We start from the raw sequence: 18382 nt of genomic DNA on the forward strand, positions 1-18382 counted from the left end.
CAGAACGAATACCAAAGGTATGATACAACAGACTTGTGGACATAGCTTTATACTCCAATAGGTGGTTTATTTTTTTCCACCTATAATAATGCTATGTCCTTTTTTTGCAACCCTACCAACTCATTTGCCGGAAGAGCCTAAAATTTTCGCAGGTTTTCGCTTGCGCAAATTTTTAAACATACTATATGTAGTTGTCAGTTGTTAGTTGATAGTCGATAGTGCGCGTTCTTGAACACAAAATCGCGCAAGGCGCAAGTTTCGCAAATAAAAAAAATTATTAAATCACAGTAAAACGCACTGGAATAAGTTAAATTGATATAAAATGGCAGCGAAATCGTAAGAAATAACAAAAATTGAAAATCGGTGTTTGTGAAACTTGCGGATTTTTTATAAGTGAAAAACGAATACGTCCCCGTTCGGGGATCTCCGCTTAGCTTCGACGAAAAGTGACGGATTGCATAAAAAAACCCGGCAACATACGTTGTCGGGTTTTTTGTTTTACTATAAATAATCAACGATTATTTATTTTCTGTTTTCTGGCAGTTGCCGCACTGAAGATTCGCAAGCTGCTGAATGAGATTAAATCTTTCAGCAACATCCTGCGTTGCAAGTTTCATCAACTTTTCTGCAACTTCAGGTTTTGAATCCTTCAACATACGGTATCTGTTCTCGCTGTAAGCATAATCAACGAAATTAGCCGTCGGAGCTTTCGAATCCAACTGCAACGGATTCTGGCCTGCTGCCTTCAAATCAGGATTGTATCTGTACAACGGCCAATAACCGCTTGCGACAGCCTGTTTCTGATGCTCATAGCCATCGAGCAGATTGTAGCCGTGTGCGATACAATGTGAGTAAGCAAGAATAAGAGACGGGCCGTTATAGCTTTCCGCTTCGGCGAAGGCCTTTACGGTCTGTGCCATATTCGCACCAAGCGCGACTCTGGCGACGTAAATATTTCCGTAAGTCATCGCGAGCATTGCCATATCTTTCTTGCCCATAGTTTTGCCTGCTGCTGCGAATTGTGCAACCGCGGCTCTTGGAGTCGATTTTGACATCTGACCGCCAGTGTTCGAATATACTTCCGTGTCAAGAACGAGAATATTAATATTCTTGCCGCTTGCAAGGACGTGGTCAACGCCGCCGTAGCCGATATCATAAGCCCAGCCATCGCCGCCAAGTGCCCATACGCTCTTGCGAACGAGATAATCAGCAACTGTTAAAAGCTGTTTGCATTCCGGACAGTCTTTTCCGCCGCAAGCATCTTTGAGCTTCTGAACTCTTGCTCTTTGTTTTTCAATTTCAGCCTGTGCCGGGTCGTTGGCAATCGCAGCCTGTTTTATTTCTTCGGCCAATGCCTTGTCAACGCAGCCTTTGCCTGCGGCAGCGGCAACTAACTCTACCGCGAACTCTTTGAACTTATCAACTGTAAGTCTCATACCCAGAGCGAACTCCGCGTTATCTTCAAACAAGCTGTTGCTCCATGCGGGGCCTCTGCCGTTCTGATTTACAGTGTAAGGCGTTGTCGGCAGGTTTCCGCCGTAAATCGACGAGCAGCCTGTCGCGTTACCAATCATAGCTCTGTCGCCAAATAACTGCGTGAGCAATTTAACATACGGCGTTTCGCCGCAGCCTGCACATGCGCCGGAGTATTCGAACAACGGCTGAACAAGCTGGCTTCCCTTTACCGTATTAGTCTTGAACAATGACGGGTCGGTATTTGGAATCGACAGGAAGTGAGCGTAATTTTCTCTTTCGGACATTCTTAACGGTTCCTGCAGAGACATATTAATCGCTTTTTTGCCGGTCGGCTGTTTGTTAGCGTCTTTTTCAACGCCCGGACAAGTCATAACGCAATTTCCGCAACCTGTGCAGTCTTCCGGTGCGACCTGAACGGTGAATTTCATACCGGCCAGTTCTTTGCCTTTCGCTTCGGCGCACTTGAATGTCTTCGGTGCTTTTTCAGCGTATTTCGCGTCATAAGCTTTAACTCTTATCGCTGCGTGCGGGCAAACGAGTGAGCACTGTCCGCATTGAATACATACTGTCGGTTCCCAAACAGGAATGTGAACGGCAATATTTCTCTTTTCGTATTGTGTTGTGCCGCTTGGGAATTTGCCGTCGATTGGCATCTTGCTGACCGGGATTTTATCGCCTTTGTCGGCAATAATTTCGCCGAGAACTTCTTTGACGAATTTCGGTGCATCGGCAGGAACGGCCGGCGGCATCTTTGTTTTGCTTGTTACTGAAGCCGGAACTGTAACTTCGTAAACTTCGCTCAAAGCCGCATCAACAGCGGAGTTATTCAAATCGACAACTTTCTGGCCTTTTTTGCCATAGCTCTTTTGAATAGCTTTCTTGATCGCTTCGACTGATTTTTCAATTGGAATAATGCTGCTGATTTTGAAGAACGCGGTCTGCATAATCACGTTGATTCTCGAACCCATTCCTAATTTTTCAGCGATTGAAGTCGCGTCCATGCAATAGAATTTAACTTTCTTATTGACGATTTGCGTTTGAAGTTCGATGGGCAATGTATTCCATATACTGTCTTTGCCGTGCATGCTTGTCATCAGGAATATGCCGCCGGGCTTGATATTTCCAAGCATATCGTATTTTTCGATGAAGCTCGAATTATGACATGCGACAAAATCAGCCTGACGAATCAGGTATGGTCTGCGAATTATGTTTTTGCCGAACCGAAGATGCGATACGGTTTTTGCACCGGCTTTTTTCGAATCGTAAACGAAATAGCCCTGTGCGTAGTTGTCTGTCAAATCGCCGATGATTTTGATTGAGTTTTTATTTGCGCCGACTGTTCCGTCCGAACCCAGACCATAGAACATAGCGGTATAAAGACCTTCGGCCGGAATATTGAACGAATCATCAACAATCAGACTCTTGTTAGTAACATCGTCTTCGATACCAACCATGAAATGGTTCTTCGGTGCACTTGCGTCGAGATTGTCAAATACTGCCTTTACCATCGCAGGTGTGAATTCCTTTGAGCCAAGGCCGTATCTGCCGCCGACGACCAGCGGATACTCTTTGAACGGTGCGTACTTGTCGGCCATTGCTTCGCCGATACCTGTGCGAACATCCATATATAAAGGTTCACCAAGTGAACCCGGCTCTTTTGTTCTGTCGAGAACCGCGATTTTCTTAACTGATTTTGGAATCGCAGCCATAAAATCTCTGTTGCTGAAAGGTCTAAAGAGTCTGATTTTCAAAACACCGACTTTCTCACCTTTAGACACGAGATATTCAACTGTTTCGTGAGCTGTTTCGCCGCCGGAGCCCATAATGATAATGATTTTTTCAGCATCAGGAGCGCCGACATAATCGAACAGGTGATATTGTCTGCCGACAACTTTCGCAAATTTGTCCATCGTTTCCTGAACGATTTGCGGAACGGCATCATAAAATTTATTAACTGTTTCACGACCCTGGAAATAAACGTCCGGGTTCTGACTTGTTCCTGAAATCTGTGGATGGTCAGGACTCAATGCACGCTGCTTGTGAGCGGCAACCAGAGAATTGTCAATCATTTCACGCATCTGATCGTAACTAATCTCTTCAACCTTCTGTATTTCGTGACTCGTTCTGAAACCATCAAAGAAATGCAGGAACGGAATACGCGATTTCAAAGTCGCCTGCTGCGATATCAACGCCATATCCATAACTTCCTGAACACTTCCGGAACATAACATCGCAAAACCTGTCTGACGACAAGCCATAACGTCTGAATGGTCGCCGAAAATCGACAGTGCCTGACATGCCAGCGAACGCGCAGTAACGTGGAACACGGTCGGCGTAAGTTCTCCGGCGATTTTATACATGTTTGGGACCATCAACAAAAGCCCCTGCGATGCGGTGAATGTTGTTGTTAAAGCACCTGCTACCAGTGCGCCGTGAACTGCACCGGCTGCGCCTGCTTCTGACTGCATTTCCGTAACACTTGGGATTGTACCCCAAATATTAGTCTTGCCGGCCGCAGTCTTGGCGTCAGCAAGCTCGCCCATAACCGAACTTGGTGTGATCGGATATATGGCGATGACTTCATTCGTGGCGTGGGCCACGTGAGCGGCAGCTGTATTGCCGTCAATCATAACTCTGTTCGACATAATATGCTCCTATAAGCTATTAAAATAAATATACCCTTCAGGGTAGTAAATTCCCGCGATTAAAAAAGTACGTTTTTATTCTCAAAGCACTTACCCGCGGATTAGCGGGAAAATTCAATCGCAAACAATATAACGGTTATGTTCGGCAACCTGTACTCCTTGCGGCTGCCTTGTGCATTGAGACTATCCACAATCTCGAAAATCCGAAAATTTTGAATAATTCATTGTATATATATAAGGATAAATGGCAAATCTTTTTTTAGGATGCGTAAAATGAGTAAAATTTGTGCAAAGAAAAATGTGAACCCAGTTTGCTTTAGGTGTGCAACTGGCTTTTACCCTTGAACTCGCCGCACCAGTAGTCCTCTTTTACAAGCACATAATCTTCAACGAGTTTGGGGTATCGATGACATACGCCGTATTTTACTTCTGCCGGCTCGTTGTCCCACTCCCAAAACCTACATCCTTTGCATATTTCTAACGGCATAACCATCTCCTAACTAAAATCAAATATCAAAAATTAAATATCAAAATTATTGAGATTGCTTCGTCGTCCCGAAGCGGGACTCCTCGCAATGACATTTTTTAGAGACCGTTACATTATAATAATAATTCTGCATGAAGTAAACTAATATCCCGGTCCCCAAAACGCGGGTGATTCGTTCGCCGTCGGCAAAGTCAGCTTCGGCCAAAATAAAAATTTGCCGGTCTTGTAATTCGACGGAATATATTTTTCATCGGCATCAACCTCTCGGCCTTTGATATTTCCGACGTGGCCATCAACGTAACTTACATTCATAGACTGGCTATGATAAAAACCGCTTGTCATTCTGTGATGGCCGTCGCGTCTGACAGTAAAATCCTGTACATTCTTATGCTCGGCATCATAAATCTGCGAAGCGTAACTCGTTTCCGTCATCAGCATACAAGATGACGGCTGCGGGATTTGAGCGTAAGTGAATCCGCCTGCGGGCCCAAGTTTGAGCGGCGGGCCAGACCAATAAACCTCATTGTCGGAACAAAGGCCGTTCAATGCGTATGATGTAAGCGTTTTACCGTGAGGATAATTATAAAAGCCGGTCGGGTACGGGTCTTTGTCTTTGGGGCAAAACCATATCTTCGGCGAATTAGCGAAAATATCTTCTACCGTATTTATGCTTACTTTCTTTGAAACATACGGCAGGAGACTTACAAACCACGTTTTCGATATGTTATCTTTCGTTGGTTTGAAAAAAAATTCCCTTGCGGTTATAATTTGATTCTGCCAATCAACAGCATAAGCGCCCATCGCAATCGAAATCTGTCCCAAATTTTTCGCGCAGACAATTTTGGCGGCATTCGCTCTGGCACGATTCAGCACAGGCAGTAAAATCGCCAGCAGCGCAGCGATGACCGAAATCACCACGAGCAATTCGACCAACGTAAAAGCAAAACGTTTTTTCATATCAAAAACCGCTCTGCCAGTTAATCGCCAATACGGCCAAATCGTTAAAATCCACGCTTTGACTATTATCAAAATCCGCCGACAAATTCTGGCCGCTCTGCCGCCATTGATTCGCGAACAACGCAAAGTCAATCATATCGACAACATCATTCTCATTCAAATCGGCGACATTAACGCTTCGACAATCGATATCGACCTGATCAATCATCGCCGCCCCACCAACAGGATACGATGAACTCGGCGGCAACTGAAAAACAGTCAGCTTTATATATTCCTGAACAGGCTGTTCATCAAATTTATATATGCCAGTAAATCTGTACCATCTGCCGGTGTCGCCTGTCGGTTCGCAGGCATCCACAACCGTTTCGCATATGGTCGTTACGCCCTGCGTATCAGTAAAGCCTGCATCGCGGGCAAGCTGAATATCATAATTTTTTGCACCATCATCGCTGCGGGCAAAATATGTCATTTGTATCCACAGGCGTCTTTGCCAATACTCGCATTGGCCGCCGTCAGGAACATAAAACGTCAGAGTCGTATCCGTCATACCGCCGTAAACACCTACTCTTGTTGACGACAAACCGCCCCTCGGCACATACATCCAGAATGCCAAAAATTCATTAGCATAATCCACAGCCTTCAACCGCGGAGTGTTGTAATCGTGAATGTCGGTGTCGCTGAACGAATTTATCCAGGTCGGTTCGCCATCCGGCTTTGCGGGAATATTTGGCTCGTCGTTTTTATCATGGCCAAAGTCCCAGCTCTGATGCGTATAATCCCGGCTCGACTGCCATTGCGGAGGATTAAAATAATCCGCGTGCAAAGTGCTGACGCAAATTAATAAAACAAATATTATAAATATCCTGTTCATTCTCTTACCTCGCCATGCTTTTTAGAAATTCTTCATTGGTCGGATATTTTTGCAGCAGTTTGTCCATCGCCTCAATCGCCTCTTTAGGTCTGTAACTCGACAGCACCCTTCTCATCGTCGAAAGCCCTTTCATATCCTGCGGGCTATACAAAATTTCTTCCTTTCGCGTACCGCTTGCAGGAAGGTCTATCGCAGGAAATATTCTCGCCTCGGCAAGCGAACGATCAAGAACTATCTCGCTGTTGCCAGTCCCTTTAAATTCCTCATGAATCAACTGGTCCATTCGTGAGCCGGTATCGACAAGTATGGTAGCGATAATCGTAACCGACCCGCCGTTCTCGACATTCCGTGCCATTCCAAAAAAACTTCGCGGTATATCCAATGCACCGACCTCTATGCCGCCGGACATAACTCTGCCCGTCCCCGCCCCCCTGCGGTTAAACGACCTGCCCATCCGTGTCAAACTATCCACAAGAATCACAACATCCCTGCCGCATTCGAGTTCAATTTTTATATTCGCAAGCAGCAACTCCGCAAGCGCAATATGCTCGGCGTTAGTTCCATCGATAGTACTTGCCAGAACATCCGCCGCTTTTATTTTCCGCCTGAAACTCGTAACCTCTTCAGGCCTTTCGTCTATCAACAGCACAATCACGTGCGCTTTCGGGTCGTCATAAAGAATTGCTTCTGCGATTTGGCCGAGCAGTACTGTTTTACCGGCTTTGGGCGGCGCGATTATCAAGCCGCGAGTTCCCCGCCCTATCGGCGCAACAAGATCAACTATCCGCATACTGCGCTCGCCGCTTTTGGCGAGATTAAACCGCTTGTCCGGATTCACCGCGACAAGGTCATTAAAAGGCTTGCGATTTTGAAAATCTTCGGGCTTTAAGCCGCATACCGAATCGATTGCCGATAATTCTTTCCTGCCGCCGACAGTATTAAACGTACCAGCTATTACCGCCCCTTCGGCAAGCCTATATTGGCGCATCATCTGCGCAGGCACAATTATATCCGCAGGACTCGGCCGCAGCGACCTTTCGACACTGACCAAACGTCCTGTTCCATTCCTATCAAATTTTAAAATTCCACTGGCAATATCCGGCATTAAATCAATTCTCCAAATTGTTTTTCAGGGAAAATTAGAAAAATATTTATCCGAAAAGATGCAGAGACTTGCACGCCGCAGGCGAGGTCAGATCCCTCCGCTCGCATTTTTTTGGATGTGTTCTTTTAAATAGGTAAACGTCTCTAATTATTTATTCAGTATTTTTATTTTTGCCAATCATACCTGCTTACTGTTGGATCATTTTTGGAATAGATATCCATCTCTTCTTTACTAAGTGGGTACCATTCATCATACGCATATCTTCGATAAAAATGAGCCAGGCGTTCTCTGAAATGGTCATTTGCAACAGGTTTCAAACAGCCTTTACGTAACTTAATAAACATTACAAGGTCATCTCGCAATACACGTATCGTGTTTAAAAAATCTACAGCCATTCTTTTGTCAAACCCTAGTTTATTATCCGGAGGTAGATAAAACCATTTTAACTTCCACCGAGCGTGTTGCGTTATGATACTAATCATACTGCTTAATTTAATAGCAGTAGCTGCATTTTTTTCAACTTGATCAAACTCTTTAATTTCACAAAGTGTAATCGATTCTCCCCAACGCGTATCACAATTTTGACTGACAACTATAGCAGGAACCGGTAAAACAGATAAAACTGTTGGGGTAGGTTCTTTCTTATCCCAAATAGCATCCCAAGGGGTGTTTATAATATCATTAGAAGGTTCTATTACTGCTAAACCCGTTGCAAGCTCAATTTGTACTTTGGGAATACCTAAAAAAATATCACCCTGTCTAATAGGCTTATCTTCTTTAGGAAATTCATATATCATTATTCATCACCAATTAAATTTCACTATCTTCATTTTCTCTTAAAAAAATTTCATGACGTTTTTGCGATCTTTTGGCAGCGTTCATCGCCATTCTACGAGCTTGTTCTAACGTTATTTTATATCTTGCGGATACTACATAAGTATTAAAAACTTCACTGTGAACTTCAGGTTGCACAGTCAATACATCTGATATTTCAGCATTAGTTGAACAAGAAGACATTTTGTAAAGTTCTTCAGGTGGTACTTTTATAACATTCTTTTCTATATTGCTTGCTACAGGAGCGGAAGATATATCATCCTTTTTTAAGTCTGAACTATTGATGTCTTTATCCATTTCGTGAAAACTCCGTTCTCAAATCACCTTCAATAATATTTTGAAACCATTTATGAACTACGTTATGAGCCGAATCTATCCAAGTTTCGAACTTCTGTGGCATTTCATCAATATCATCATTTTCTGACTTCAATATTTGTTCCCAAATCAATGCCGGTTTTCCTTCTCGTGTTCCAGTAGAAAAAGCCAAAGTGGCCATTCCTGCTGGTTGATGACATCTTAAAGACGTTTGCCATTTAAGACCAGTTGGCTTTTTTTCAAAATTTTCATCCTGAATTATAAAATTCGGCAATTTAACAGGTGTATGCATACTATCACTAATAAAATCTAAAATATTTACTTGAGAACAGTCTACTTTTACAGCATCTATATATCTTAATACAAGATTTTTAATTTTAAGTTCTTTGGGATTGGGATGTATTTCAAATAAAGCATTTATAGCATTAATTGGCATCGGCTTAAATTTTTCAAAGGTTGTATATCCATCTGATTGATTGATGGTCATTATTCCAGGGCCTATTTGAATTAAAGGCCATGAATTTTCTGCAACACGAAAACGGTGTTTAACAACTGAACCAGTAATCTCGTCTGGTATTGAAGATGCCGGTAAAGCTTCATGAAATGGATAATCTTTTTTTATCTTTTGATAAAAACTTCCGAGAAGCAATTGATAATAAGGATCGGGATTCTGTTCTGATGTTTTCTCCATTGCCCATCTTACTTCGACCAAAGCTTCTACAATGGGAGGATTCGGTAACTGTACTTCTGCCATTTAATATCCTTTGTTTAAATAGGAATAATGCATTATAACATAACAAAAGAAAAAAGCAATCCCTCAATGCAAGAGTAATTGTAGCCTGAAAAAGGGGAAAAACAATAAAATTGTAAAAATGAAGATTTGAGATTTAAAATTTGCGATGCGAAATATTGGGGCGGCAGAAGAAAACTATCGAGGATGCCCCCCCCCCCCCCCCGCAGGCAAGGAGTCTAAATTGGTATGGTCGGCAAGCTATAGATTTTAGTTACATCTCTTCATCAAGATATAATTTTTTGGGGGAAAAGTTTATAAAAATTCTGTATAATGTCCCAATGCCAATAATAAGTTTAAAAAATATACATACGTCATTCGACTCGCAGACGATTTTTGACCGGCTGGATTTGAAGATATACCCCGCTGAAAAAATCGGGCTTGTCGGCAGTAACGGGTGCGGAAAAACTACGCTGCTGAAACTAATTCTCGGAATAATACAGGCCGACGCGGGCGATATTCACCAGCGAAAAGGCCTTCGAATCGGATATCTGCCGCAGGAACCGGTCTTCACCGGCGAAAAAACCGTACTCGAAGAGCTGCACAGCGGCGCACAGGAAATACTCGACCTGCAAAAAAGGCTGCACGACGCAGCCGAAGAGTTAAGCTCGCTTTCCGGCGAAGAATTACACTCTGCAATGCAGCAATACGAAAGACTGTCCGGCGAATTTGAAATCGCAGGCGGCTATAAATACGAAACGAAAATAAAAGAAATCGCATCCGGTCTTGGTCTTCAGGAAAAACATTACACCTTAAAAACAACGCAGTTAAGCGGCGGGCAGCTATCACGACTGGGACTTGCCAAAGTTTTGCTTGCCGGCTCGAACCTGCTTTTGCTCGACGAGCCGACAAACCATCTGGACTGGGACGCAACACAGTGGCTTGAAAAATTCTTGAGGAGTTATAACGGCGCGGCGATGATTGTCAGCCACGACAGATTTATGCTCGACAGGCTCGTTTGTAAAATCGTGGAAATCAGAGACAACAAAGCAAATGTTTTCACCGGCAATTACAGCACGTACAGACTGGAAAAAGAAAGACGCGACCTTGAACTGGAGCGTCAATACGAACAACGAGCGGAATTTGTCGAAAAGACCCGCGACTTTATCGTTCGCAATATAAACCGCAAAGGAAGCAAAAAGGTCGCACAGGGCCGACAAACCCGACTCGACACCCTTCTAAAGAAGAATCCAGACTTTCTGGAAAAACCAACGTCGTCAAGGGAACTTAGTTTTAAATTCGCCGAGGTGGAAAGCAAAGGCAAGCGAGTGGATGCCGCGGTAAATTGCAAAAATATTACAAAAAGTTTCGGCAGCCTGACGCTGTTTGAAAATTTAAGTTTCGAACTTATGACCGGCCAGCGAATGGGTATCATCGGCCCTAACGGCATGGGTAAAACAACGCTGCTGAAACTGGCGATCGGCCAAATCGAGCCGACCGCGGGAAAAATCACGATTAAGCCGTCACTTTCGGTGGGCTATCTCGACCAGGCGGGAGCGGAGCTTGATTCGGAAAATACCGTGCTTGAAGAGGCGATGTCTGTCATTCCTGAAATGCTGCCCGAACAGATGCGCAGACGCCTCGGCGCGTTTTTGTTTGTCAAAGATGATGCGTTCAAGAAAGTCGCCGACCTTAGCGGCGGAGAACGAAACAGGCTTGCGCTTTGCAAACTCGTTTTGTCCGAGCCGGAAGTTTTAATTCTCGACGAGCCGACAAATCACCTTGATATCCCAAGTATCGAAGCGCTTGAAAATGCGCTGCAGGATTACGCCGGTACAATCATAATCATAAGCCACGACAGGTTTTTCCTCGATAGAACAGTCCGACGGCTTATTGTGCTCGGTGCGGACGAACTTGGGAAAATGGCACCTGGTAAATTTGAATTTATCGACGGCTCATTTCGTCAATATACCGAACTTTTAGAGCAGAGAGCTTTGGCACGAGAAACTCAAAAGCAGTCTGCGTCAACGAAAAAATCAACGCAGGACAAGCCGCGAAAGACGACCCCACCGGAACTGAAACAATTTAACGGCTGGCAGGTGGGAAAAATTGAGCAGGCAATTGAGAAAACCGAGACGGAGATTAAGAAACTGCACGAAAGCTTCGGCGATGAAAAAATTTATAAAGATTATAAACTGCTCGCGCAGGTACATGCCCAAGCCAAAGAAAAAGAGCAATACCTCGAACTGCTTTACAGGGTATATGAACTAAGAACAAGCAATTAGCCAATTCCGCTGGTTTGCCGCTGGAATTTTAAAAATATTCTGCTATACCCTGATAGGCAACACTACAAAAGTCTGGCCCTGCCGGAAAAGCTTTCTTTGAAGCGCAAAAACAGTATGGTTGTGCAGCAAACGTGTAACAATTGATTCGTGGTCAAACACAAGCTGACCGCCGAAAAATACCGAGTTTGGAAATTTGGAAGCTGTTTTATCGGCCAGTTCACTTGTTGTTTCAACCACATCTGTGCCGATATCCGTAAGAAATTCAGAATAATATCCCAAACGTTTCATACAATCGACGTAACGTTTCGATTCATTATCGATGAATTCTTTTAATTTTTCGATTTCACCAGAGCCTTTGAAATTACCCGCATCGACAACGCCTGCGTTAATGAATACATAATTTTTAAACGAGCCTTCAAACATACGATTAATCGACAGAAGCGTATGAACACCCAGACCGTTAAAACCACTGACAAAAATAACCGCGGTTTTCGCAGTATTATCACAAACAACGGCCTGCGGTTCAGGCTTACTTTGGGAATTAGATTCGAATTGTTCGGCTAATTTGCGAAGCCTTGTCAGTTTAAGCATTACGCCTCTGTAATGGCCGCGAACGGCAAATGCGAACGCAACAAGCAAACCAGTGGCAACAAGTGTAACCCAGCCGCCATCCCAGAATTTTACAATACTCAACAACACAAGAATAAAAAGCGTTAAACAAAAACCAACACCATTAATACTTAATTTGTAGAACCATTTACGTTCAGTTTTTCTATCATTCCACCAGTGCTTTATCATACCCAATTGCGATAACGTAAATGTGATGAAAACATTGATACTGTAAAGCACAACAAGGAACCCCACTCTTCCGCGAGTAGCTAAAATTAAAACAATCGCGGAAATCCCCATAATCATAACACCGTTTTGCGTAACAAGCCGACTACTTAATATTGAAAAACGCGAAGGAAACCATCTGTCAACGGCCATATTCGACATAATTCTCGGGCCGTCCAAAAAGCCCGTCTGTGCAGCAATACACAACAGTGCCATAGATGAAATCATTGTTACCCATACAAACCCCTGTCCTAGGCCGTTAGGCCAATTGGCAGTCATCTTTTCGACAAGTGAGGCATTTAAAGTTTTTCCTGATTCCAAGCCTACATTATACAGCAGGTAAGATAAAAATAATCCGCCGACAACAAAAACCAGTGACACCGCCATATATACCATTGTTCGTCGGCCTGTAGCAACTTTTGGCTCCCGCAGCAAAGGCAGTCCGTTGCTTACCGCTTCAATACCTGTATATGTACCTGCACCAACGCTGTAAGAGCGTATCAGCAGCATAAATATTCCCCACGATCCGATTTGCGAATGTGCAGTACGTAAATCGGTACCGACTTGATTTACAATTAACGGCACACTTCCCACGTGAGTCGCAATCGTATATAAAATGGTAAACAGATATGTTGCAAGAAAAGTAAAAAACACAGGCATACAAAAAGTTACCGATTCTTTTACGCCTCGCAAATTGACAACTATCATAATCATAGTTATTGCAACCGCGAACGGAACTTTCACTGAAAGCCAATGAGGCGGCAAAATCGAAAACAACGCATCCGTTCCGCTGGATATGGAAAGAGCGATTGTCAAAACATAATCTATCAGAAGCGCACAGCCTGAAATTGCGCCAAATGTCGGCGAAAGTAATTTGCTGGCGACCAGATAACCACCACCGCCACCGGGGAAAAGTTCGATAATCTGCGAATAACTTGCGCAAAGTACCATAATTGTTATCATACAGGCAAGGCCTACAAACAATGACAATACAGAATGTTGACCAAGCGACCTAAATGATTCTTCAGGACCATAACATGATGAAGACAAACCATCAGCGCCAAGACCTACCCATGCAAGCAATGCGATTAATGAAATGTTGTGAAACACTTTTTTGTCATACAGGTCTTTTGCTTTGCCGACAAAAATATCTTTCACAAGGTTTCTATTGTTCATTTTATTCCCTTTAAAAAAATTGCGCAGAAAAATTGCGTCAAAAATAATAAATGGGAACCATGGACCTTATACCAAATAAGGCCTATAGGATTGCCCTTCCAAATGCCGACGGAGTTAGCTGACGGGCTCGACTTTAGAAGTAGTCTTGTCATCTGTTACCAGTAGACGTACGCCCCGTCCTTAATCAAGGAAAGCGGGTTCCCCGCATTCGATGTCAGGAAGGACACCAAATTTAGGCTGTGTGAATATTAGAACAACAAATCAACACTTTGTCAATACTCTAATCTGGTCGAGTGTATCGGTAATCAGAAATGAAATAATTATAAGAGCAACTGCAATCGGCCTCTTCAGCACCTCACTTTTATTGGGATTAAAAAAGGCTTGATAATTTTCACGAAAAATGGATAATGGCAAATCTTTTGGGGCGGTTAGCTCAGTTGGCTAGAGCGCATGCTCGACACGCATGAGGCCACAGGTTCAAGTCCTGTACCGCCCACTGCCTTCAGGCAGAAAAGCTCTGGAAGCGTTAAACTGCAATCCCCGCTTCCGCCGGCTGCTTGCTTTCACAATATACCGCTTTTAAGTCTTGTTATGACAATGAATTATGCAAAAATAATATTTACACCATACGCAATGCCCCTATTTTGAAAAAACATCATAAATCCTGTAAATTTCAGTTGACATTGAGAAACAACAGGCTATAATAACCCCGTATCCTGAGTAAGTCCGTATTAGGGACGAGACAACGACAGAGTGGGAAAGAAGGCTGAAAACATCAACAGTTCGTACGCACTGGGAGAAGGCATTTCCTATTCTTCTTTTCATATATTTCTAATGGAATTTTTTAATTTTATGTTTAGGAGACGAGAAAATGAAGATGACACGTATATTATGTTTGTTAGTGGGGATTTTGTTGGTTCCGGTCTTGGCGCAAGCTTGTATCATTAATTGCTCGATTGCTATCAGCGGCAGTGATGGTACAAATGTGAACGTCGGCATCGATGATGTAAAAACTGTATTTGTCGATGATGAAGGGGTTACCCATTTTGTGTTTAATATTCCGGCTACTACCGGCGGCGAATCAGAAATCACTAGTTTAGTGCTGAAAGCCAAGGAAGACCCCGAAGTCGGCATTGAATTCGGCGTTCGCGCGGGAAGTTCGGATACAGAATACACTATTTTGTCCGGTGCGGTGACTTTTGCCGCGTTAGAAAACGCTGTTGGTTATGCTTCGGCAGGCATTACATTGACCGACAGGGAAGCGGTAGGAGCAACGATTACGGGGCTTTTTGACGGCGATAAAGTGCATCAGGCAAAGTATAACGGCACACCCGTGTTCGCGAGTTTAGTAAACGGTTTTGGAATCACCGGTGGTACCCTGACAACCAGCGAAGCTGAACCGAGTACCGGCGATGAATTGATAAGCGGTACGCTTACAAGCATAGAATCAGCATTCCATTTTATACTTTCTGCCAATGATTCAGCATCCGGAACAAGTACATTTATGGTTACTCCAATTCCAGAGCCGGCAACACTTGTAATTCTTGGACTTGGCGGCTTATTGCTTCGCAAAACAAAATAATCACTATCCTAATGGTGATTTAAGTACATATTTTGCCAAACGGCAGGGAATTTTTTCCTGCCGTTTTTTTATGTATTTTCCCCTCCCCTCTAAAAAACACTCATTAATTTTCATCATTTGCCGGCACAACGGACGATACTAATAAAACTACTGCTGCATTTGGAAATTTTTAAAATATGCACTTGAAGAATTTAAAAAATGTGTTAATAAGAAACCCTTAAATGCAAACAACGACAGACACTTTCAAAAAAACACCGATAATTCAACATGAAAAACTGATATCGTACAAAATAGCTGAATACAGCAAGTTTTAAATAAAAGTGCATACGCAGGCACAATCAGCATGATCCGCTCATAAGTATCTTTCAAGTCGATGGGGAAAAGTTTGGGTTACATGTGGTTTTTGGAGAATGCCATACAGGGACGGCTCTGTCCTGAAAAGGCGGTTTCTGTTTTATCATTGCAGACAGGTTTGTACTCTTCTGATTGCAAGGTTACCCAGAGTAAAAATAATTACGGGTTGTTTTATAAGGTTAAAAAATGAAAATATTCACCATTTTGGCAACATTGTTTATTTTCATCGCGCCATCAGCTATGGCATCGGATTCTCCGGTCGGCTGCATTCCAATAGCTGATGCCGGAATGCCGAGATATGCGGCAATGGCGGCTGTTACTTTAGATGGTTCGAAATCATACGACCCGGATAAATCAGGAAATTTGACTTATGAGTGGACACAGCTTTCCGGACCAATAGTAAATATTGTCAATGCACAAACGGCTAATCCGGTTGTAGGGCCGTTTACACAAATTGATTATACAAAACAGGAGTGTATATTCCAATTGGTGGTCAGCGATGGCGTCTATACAAGCGACGCAGATGCTGTCAAGATTGTTATTGTAGCTTCATTGCCGGGAACAACAATGGAGATTACTAATACTACTGCCGGAGTGACACCACTGACGACAAGTAAGACCATAATGACAATTGAAAATCCTCCTTTTGATATTCAAAAACCTACCTTTGTATTTTTTGGCGGCGGCTATCCGCCTACGGGAGCCGGATCTAACTGGGTCACTGTTGCGGATTGCACAACACAGGCAAAAGCGGCATGGTTTAATAATACAAATGTATTAAGCTGGAGACAGCAGCAGGACGATAATTTCAGTACGTACTATAAGTGGCGGCATGTTGTTGACTTGTTTTTGGTATATATGTCAAGAATCGCTCCAAACTATGACAAACAAATTCAAGCCGCCGGTTTCAGCAGCGGTTCGCATCCTGCAATGGAACTTGGAGTAACGATAAATACGGTTTACGCTGAACCAAGATACGCAATTAATCATTTGACTTTCCTTGACGGCACTTTTGGCAATCAGGGAATTGTTGACACTTATCTCACAAGTGCGCTGCCAGGAGAAAAATGCTGGCTTGATGTGTATGCCGGAACAGGGGATTATTTCAATGGGCAATTAAAAGTCCAGGTGGCTCCCGACATACATACCGCTCCGGTGTTTTGGTATAGGGAAGCCGCGGCAACAATCAGACAAACATCCTATGACCAAGGCAAAGTCGGCGGACCTTATTGGTCGGTATTGGGACCGGGTAAAAATTTGCAGCTTTTTACATGGACCGCTGACAAACAGGCAAAATATTGGTATAAGGTTCATAATTTGGCCTGGGATGATTTTTCAAATCCATTAGATTTTTATGACGAAGCTATATATCCGGCAAATCTGCCGCAGCCGGTAACTTTGCTCCAGCAGGTTGGGGCTTCGCTCAAATCTGGAATAGTTTTTACGTGCCAGCCTTGTATGAATGCCGTCGGATACCAATTGCTATTTGGCAATTCACCTGAAAACATGACTTATGTTGCGTCGAATGCCTCCTCTGCCCCGCCGACAGAGCCAATTCATTCAATTCCACCCGGAATAAAATATTGGACTGTAAAAGCGAGCGACAAGTATGGCTCGACGATTCATGCCGACCCTGTTCCTGTAATCAGTACTGATATTGACAAAAGCGGGTTTACAGATATGAAAGACTTTTCACTCTTGGCAGAACAATGGCTGAAAACGGGATGCAAGGCTCCATATTGGTGCAATGGTGCAGATTTAAATTTTGACGGCTCTGTTTCTTTTGACGATTTATCACTGTTGAGTCAGGATCGTTTGAAATAATTTGCAAAATTTAGACCAATTATCAGGACAACTATCAGCTCTTTAAAATCTTAAATATTTCAGCGTATTTTTTACTGATATATTTCTCCGGCGTCCAGACAGCCAAATCCAGACTCTTTCTGCAATGGCAGGTTTCGTCGCAGAATATCCTTTTAGACCGCAAAACCGCGTCGATAAGTTTTATTGTATTTGCCGTCGCGTCATTCAAATTGCCGATAATCTCCTTCAAAAGTTCCTGCGGAGCGGCGTTTTTCTTTTGCGGCCGCCAGCAGTCATAATCGCTGACCATCGAAATCAGCACATAGCACATCTGCGCTTCGCGGGCAAGTTTCGCTTCGGGCATTGCCGTCATACCAATCAAATGACCGCCCCATTGTTGGTGCATCAGCGATTCGGCTCGTGTGGAAAATTGCGGCCCTTCCATACAAACATACGTCCCGGATTTGTGAACCGTCGTATTTACGCTTTTTGAAACATCGGCGACGACTTTTCTCAATCTTTCGCAGCATGGTTTTGCCATTTCACAATGAGCAGCAGCGATGCCGTCGAAGAAAGTATTTTTGCGTTTGAAAGTCTTGTCGATGAACTGGTCAACAATGACAAGGTCTTTTGGTTTCATTTTCGCAGTAAGCGAACCAACAGCCGTAGTCGCGATAACAGTTTTAACGCCCAATTTTTTCAGCGCGTAAATATTGGCCGCGAACGGAACAATCGAGGGATTAAGTTTATGCCCCGCTCCGTGTCTGTTGAGAAACGCCAGTTTTCTGCCGGCAAAATCGCCGATTATAATTTTGTCGCTCGGCCTGCCGAACGGCGTTTTAACTTCAACTTTGCGAACTTTCGCAAGCTGCCGTTCAAAAACATCGCCGAGTCCAGAGCCGCCTATCAAGCCGATAATTTCCTGCAT

General features: G+C 43.5%; 13 protein-coding genes and 1 tRNA gene. 4 read left to right on the forward strand and 10 right to left on the reverse strand.

Annotated features, from left to right (window positions below):
* Nucleotides 1-518 precede the first annotated feature (518 nt).
* From nifJ to LLF92_05415, 8 genes are all read right to left on the reverse strand, one after another.
* A complete protein-coding gene (nifJ, locus tag LLF92_05380; protein MCE5340545.1) occupies nt 519-4121 on the reverse strand; it encodes a pyruvate:ferredoxin (flavodoxin) oxidoreductase in 3603 nt (1200 codons plus the stop codon).
* A gap of 316 nt (nt 4122-4437) precedes the next feature.
* Nucleotides 4438-4608 carry a hypothetical protein gene (locus tag LLF92_05385; GenBank protein MCE5340546.1) on the reverse strand — a complete coding sequence of 57 codons (171 nt, stop codon included), beginning with the start codon at nt 4606-4608 and terminating at the stop codon, nt 4438-4440.
* A gap of 141 nt (nt 4609-4749) precedes the next feature.
* Nucleotides 4750-5565, reverse strand: coding sequence for a type II secretion system GspH family protein (locus LLF92_05390; protein ID MCE5340547.1), 816 nt, complete (start codon nt 5563-5565; stop codon nt 4750-4752).
* Nucleotide 5566: 1 nt separating this feature from the next.
* Nucleotides 5567-6436: a hypothetical protein gene (locus LLF92_05395; GenBank protein MCE5340548.1), complete on the reverse strand. Its 870-nt coding sequence runs from the start codon at nt 6434-6436 to the stop codon at nt 5567-5569.
* A gap of 4 nt (nt 6437-6440) precedes the next feature.
* Nucleotides 6441-7541: a transcription termination factor Rho gene (gene rho / locus LLF92_05400; GenBank protein MCE5340549.1), complete on the reverse strand. Its 1101-nt coding sequence runs from the start codon at nt 7539-7541 to the stop codon at nt 6441-6443.
* A gap of 164 nt (nt 7542-7705) precedes the next feature.
* Nucleotides 7706-8338, reverse strand: a complete 633-nt coding sequence (locus LLF92_05405; GenBank protein ID MCE5340550.1) for a hypothetical protein — start codon at nt 8336-8338, stop codon at nt 7706-7708.
* Between the two features lie 13 nt (nt 8339-8351).
* Entirely contained in the window at nt 8352-8672 is a 321-nt protein-coding gene (locus LLF92_05410; protein ID MCE5340551.1) for a hypothetical protein, read from the reverse strand.
* Nucleotides 8665-9444 (reverse strand): TIGR04255 family protein, encoded by a 780-nt coding sequence (locus LLF92_05415; GenBank protein MCE5340552.1) that lies wholly within the window; start codon nt 9442-9444, stop codon nt 8665-8667. Before LLF92_05415 ends, LLF92_05410 begins: the two co-directional genes overlap by 8 nt.
* A gap of 317 nt (nt 9445-9761) precedes the next feature.
* Here LLF92_05415 and LLF92_05420 point away from each other — a divergent pair, with 317 nt between their 5' ends.
* Complete coding sequence (locus LLF92_05420) at nt 9762-11705, forward strand: ABC-F family ATP-binding cassette domain-containing protein (GenBank protein ID MCE5340553.1); 1944 nt, start codon at nt 9762-9764, stop codon at nt 11703-11705.
* Between the two features lie 42 nt (nt 11706-11747).
* On the opposite strand, the gene LLF92_05425 is transcribed toward LLF92_05420, so the two are convergent.
* The gene (locus tag LLF92_05425) at nt 11748-13715 is read right to left on the reverse strand and encodes an APC family permease (protein ID MCE5340554.1); all 1968 of its coding nucleotides are present in this window, start codon (nt 13713-13715) and stop codon (nt 11748-11750) included.
* Nucleotides 13716-14137: 422 nt separating this feature from the next.
* Here LLF92_05425 and LLF92_05430 point away from each other — a divergent pair.
* The 3 genes from LLF92_05430 to LLF92_05440 all read left to right on the forward strand — a co-directional run bounded on the left by LLF92_05430 (nt 14138) and on the right by LLF92_05440 (nt 17475).
* Nucleotides 14138-14211: transfer RNA gene (locus LLF92_05430), tRNA-Val, on the forward strand.
* A gap of 375 nt (nt 14212-14586) precedes the next feature.
* On the forward strand, nt 14587-15297 hold the full coding sequence (locus LLF92_05435; protein ID MCE5340555.1) for a hypothetical protein: 711 nt from the start codon (nt 14587-14589) through the stop codon (nt 15295-15297).
* A gap of 540 nt (nt 15298-15837) precedes the next feature.
* On the forward strand, nt 15838-17475 hold the full coding sequence (locus tag LLF92_05440) for a hypothetical protein (protein MCE5340556.1): 1638 nt from the start codon (nt 15838-15840) through the stop codon (nt 17473-17475).
* Nucleotides 17476-17509: 34 nt separating this feature from the next.
* On the opposite strand, the gene mtnP is transcribed toward LLF92_05440, so the two are convergent.
* Nucleotides 17510-18382 (reverse strand): S-methyl-5'-thioadenosine phosphorylase, encoded by an 873-nt coding sequence (gene mtnP, locus LLF92_05445; protein MCE5340557.1) that lies wholly within the window; start codon nt 18380-18382, stop codon nt 17510-17512.

Source organism: Planctomycetaceae bacterium (assembly GCA_021371795.1).
GTDB lineage: Bacteria > Planctomycetota > Phycisphaerae > Sedimentisphaerales > UBA12454 > UBA12454.

Excerpts from the sequence above, each read along its gene's own strand:
- nifJ (MCE5340545.1), bottom strand. The coding sequence starts at position 4,121 with ATGTCGAACAGAGTTATGATTGACGGCAATACAGCTGCCGCTCACGTG.
- LLF92_05385 (MCE5340546.1), bottom strand. The coding sequence starts at position 4,608 with ATGCCGTTAGAAATATGCAAAGGATGTAGGTTTTGGGAGTGGGACAAC.
- LLF92_05390 (MCE5340547.1), bottom strand. The coding sequence starts at position 5,565 with ATGAAAAAACGTTTTGCTTTTACGTTGGTCGAATTGCTCGTGGTGATT.
- LLF92_05395 (MCE5340548.1), bottom strand. The coding sequence starts at position 6,436 with ATGAACAGGATATTTATAATATTTGTTTTATTAATTTGCGTCAGCACT.
- rho (MCE5340549.1), bottom strand. The coding sequence starts at position 7,541 with ATGCCGGATATTGCCAGTGGAATTTTAAAATTTGATAGGAATGGAACA.
- LLF92_05405 (MCE5340550.1), bottom strand. The coding sequence starts at position 8,338 with ATGATATATGAATTTCCTAAAGAAGATAAGCCTATTAGACAGGGTGAT.
- LLF92_05410 (MCE5340551.1), bottom strand. The coding sequence starts at position 8,672 with ATGGATAAAGACATCAATAGTTCAGACTTAAAAAAGGATGATATATCT.
- LLF92_05415 (MCE5340552.1), bottom strand. The coding sequence starts at position 9,444 with ATGGCAGAAGTACAGTTACCGAATCCTCCCATTGTAGAAGCTTTGGTC.
- LLF92_05420 (MCE5340553.1), top strand. The coding sequence starts at position 9,762 with ATGCCAATAATAAGTTTAAAAAATATACATACGTCATTCGACTCGCAG.
- LLF92_05425 (MCE5340554.1), bottom strand. The coding sequence starts at position 13,715 with ATGAACAATAGAAACCTTGTGAAAGATATTTTTGTCGGCAAAGCAAAA.
- LLF92_05435 (MCE5340555.1), top strand. The coding sequence starts at position 14,587 with ATGAAGATGACACGTATATTATGTTTGTTAGTGGGGATTTTGTTGGTT.
- LLF92_05440 (MCE5340556.1), top strand. The coding sequence starts at position 15,838 with ATGAAAATATTCACCATTTTGGCAACATTGTTTATTTTCATCGCGCCA.
- mtnP (MCE5340557.1), bottom strand. The coding sequence starts at position 18,382 with ATGCAGGAAATTATCGGCTTGATAGGCGGCTCTGGACTCGGCGATGTT.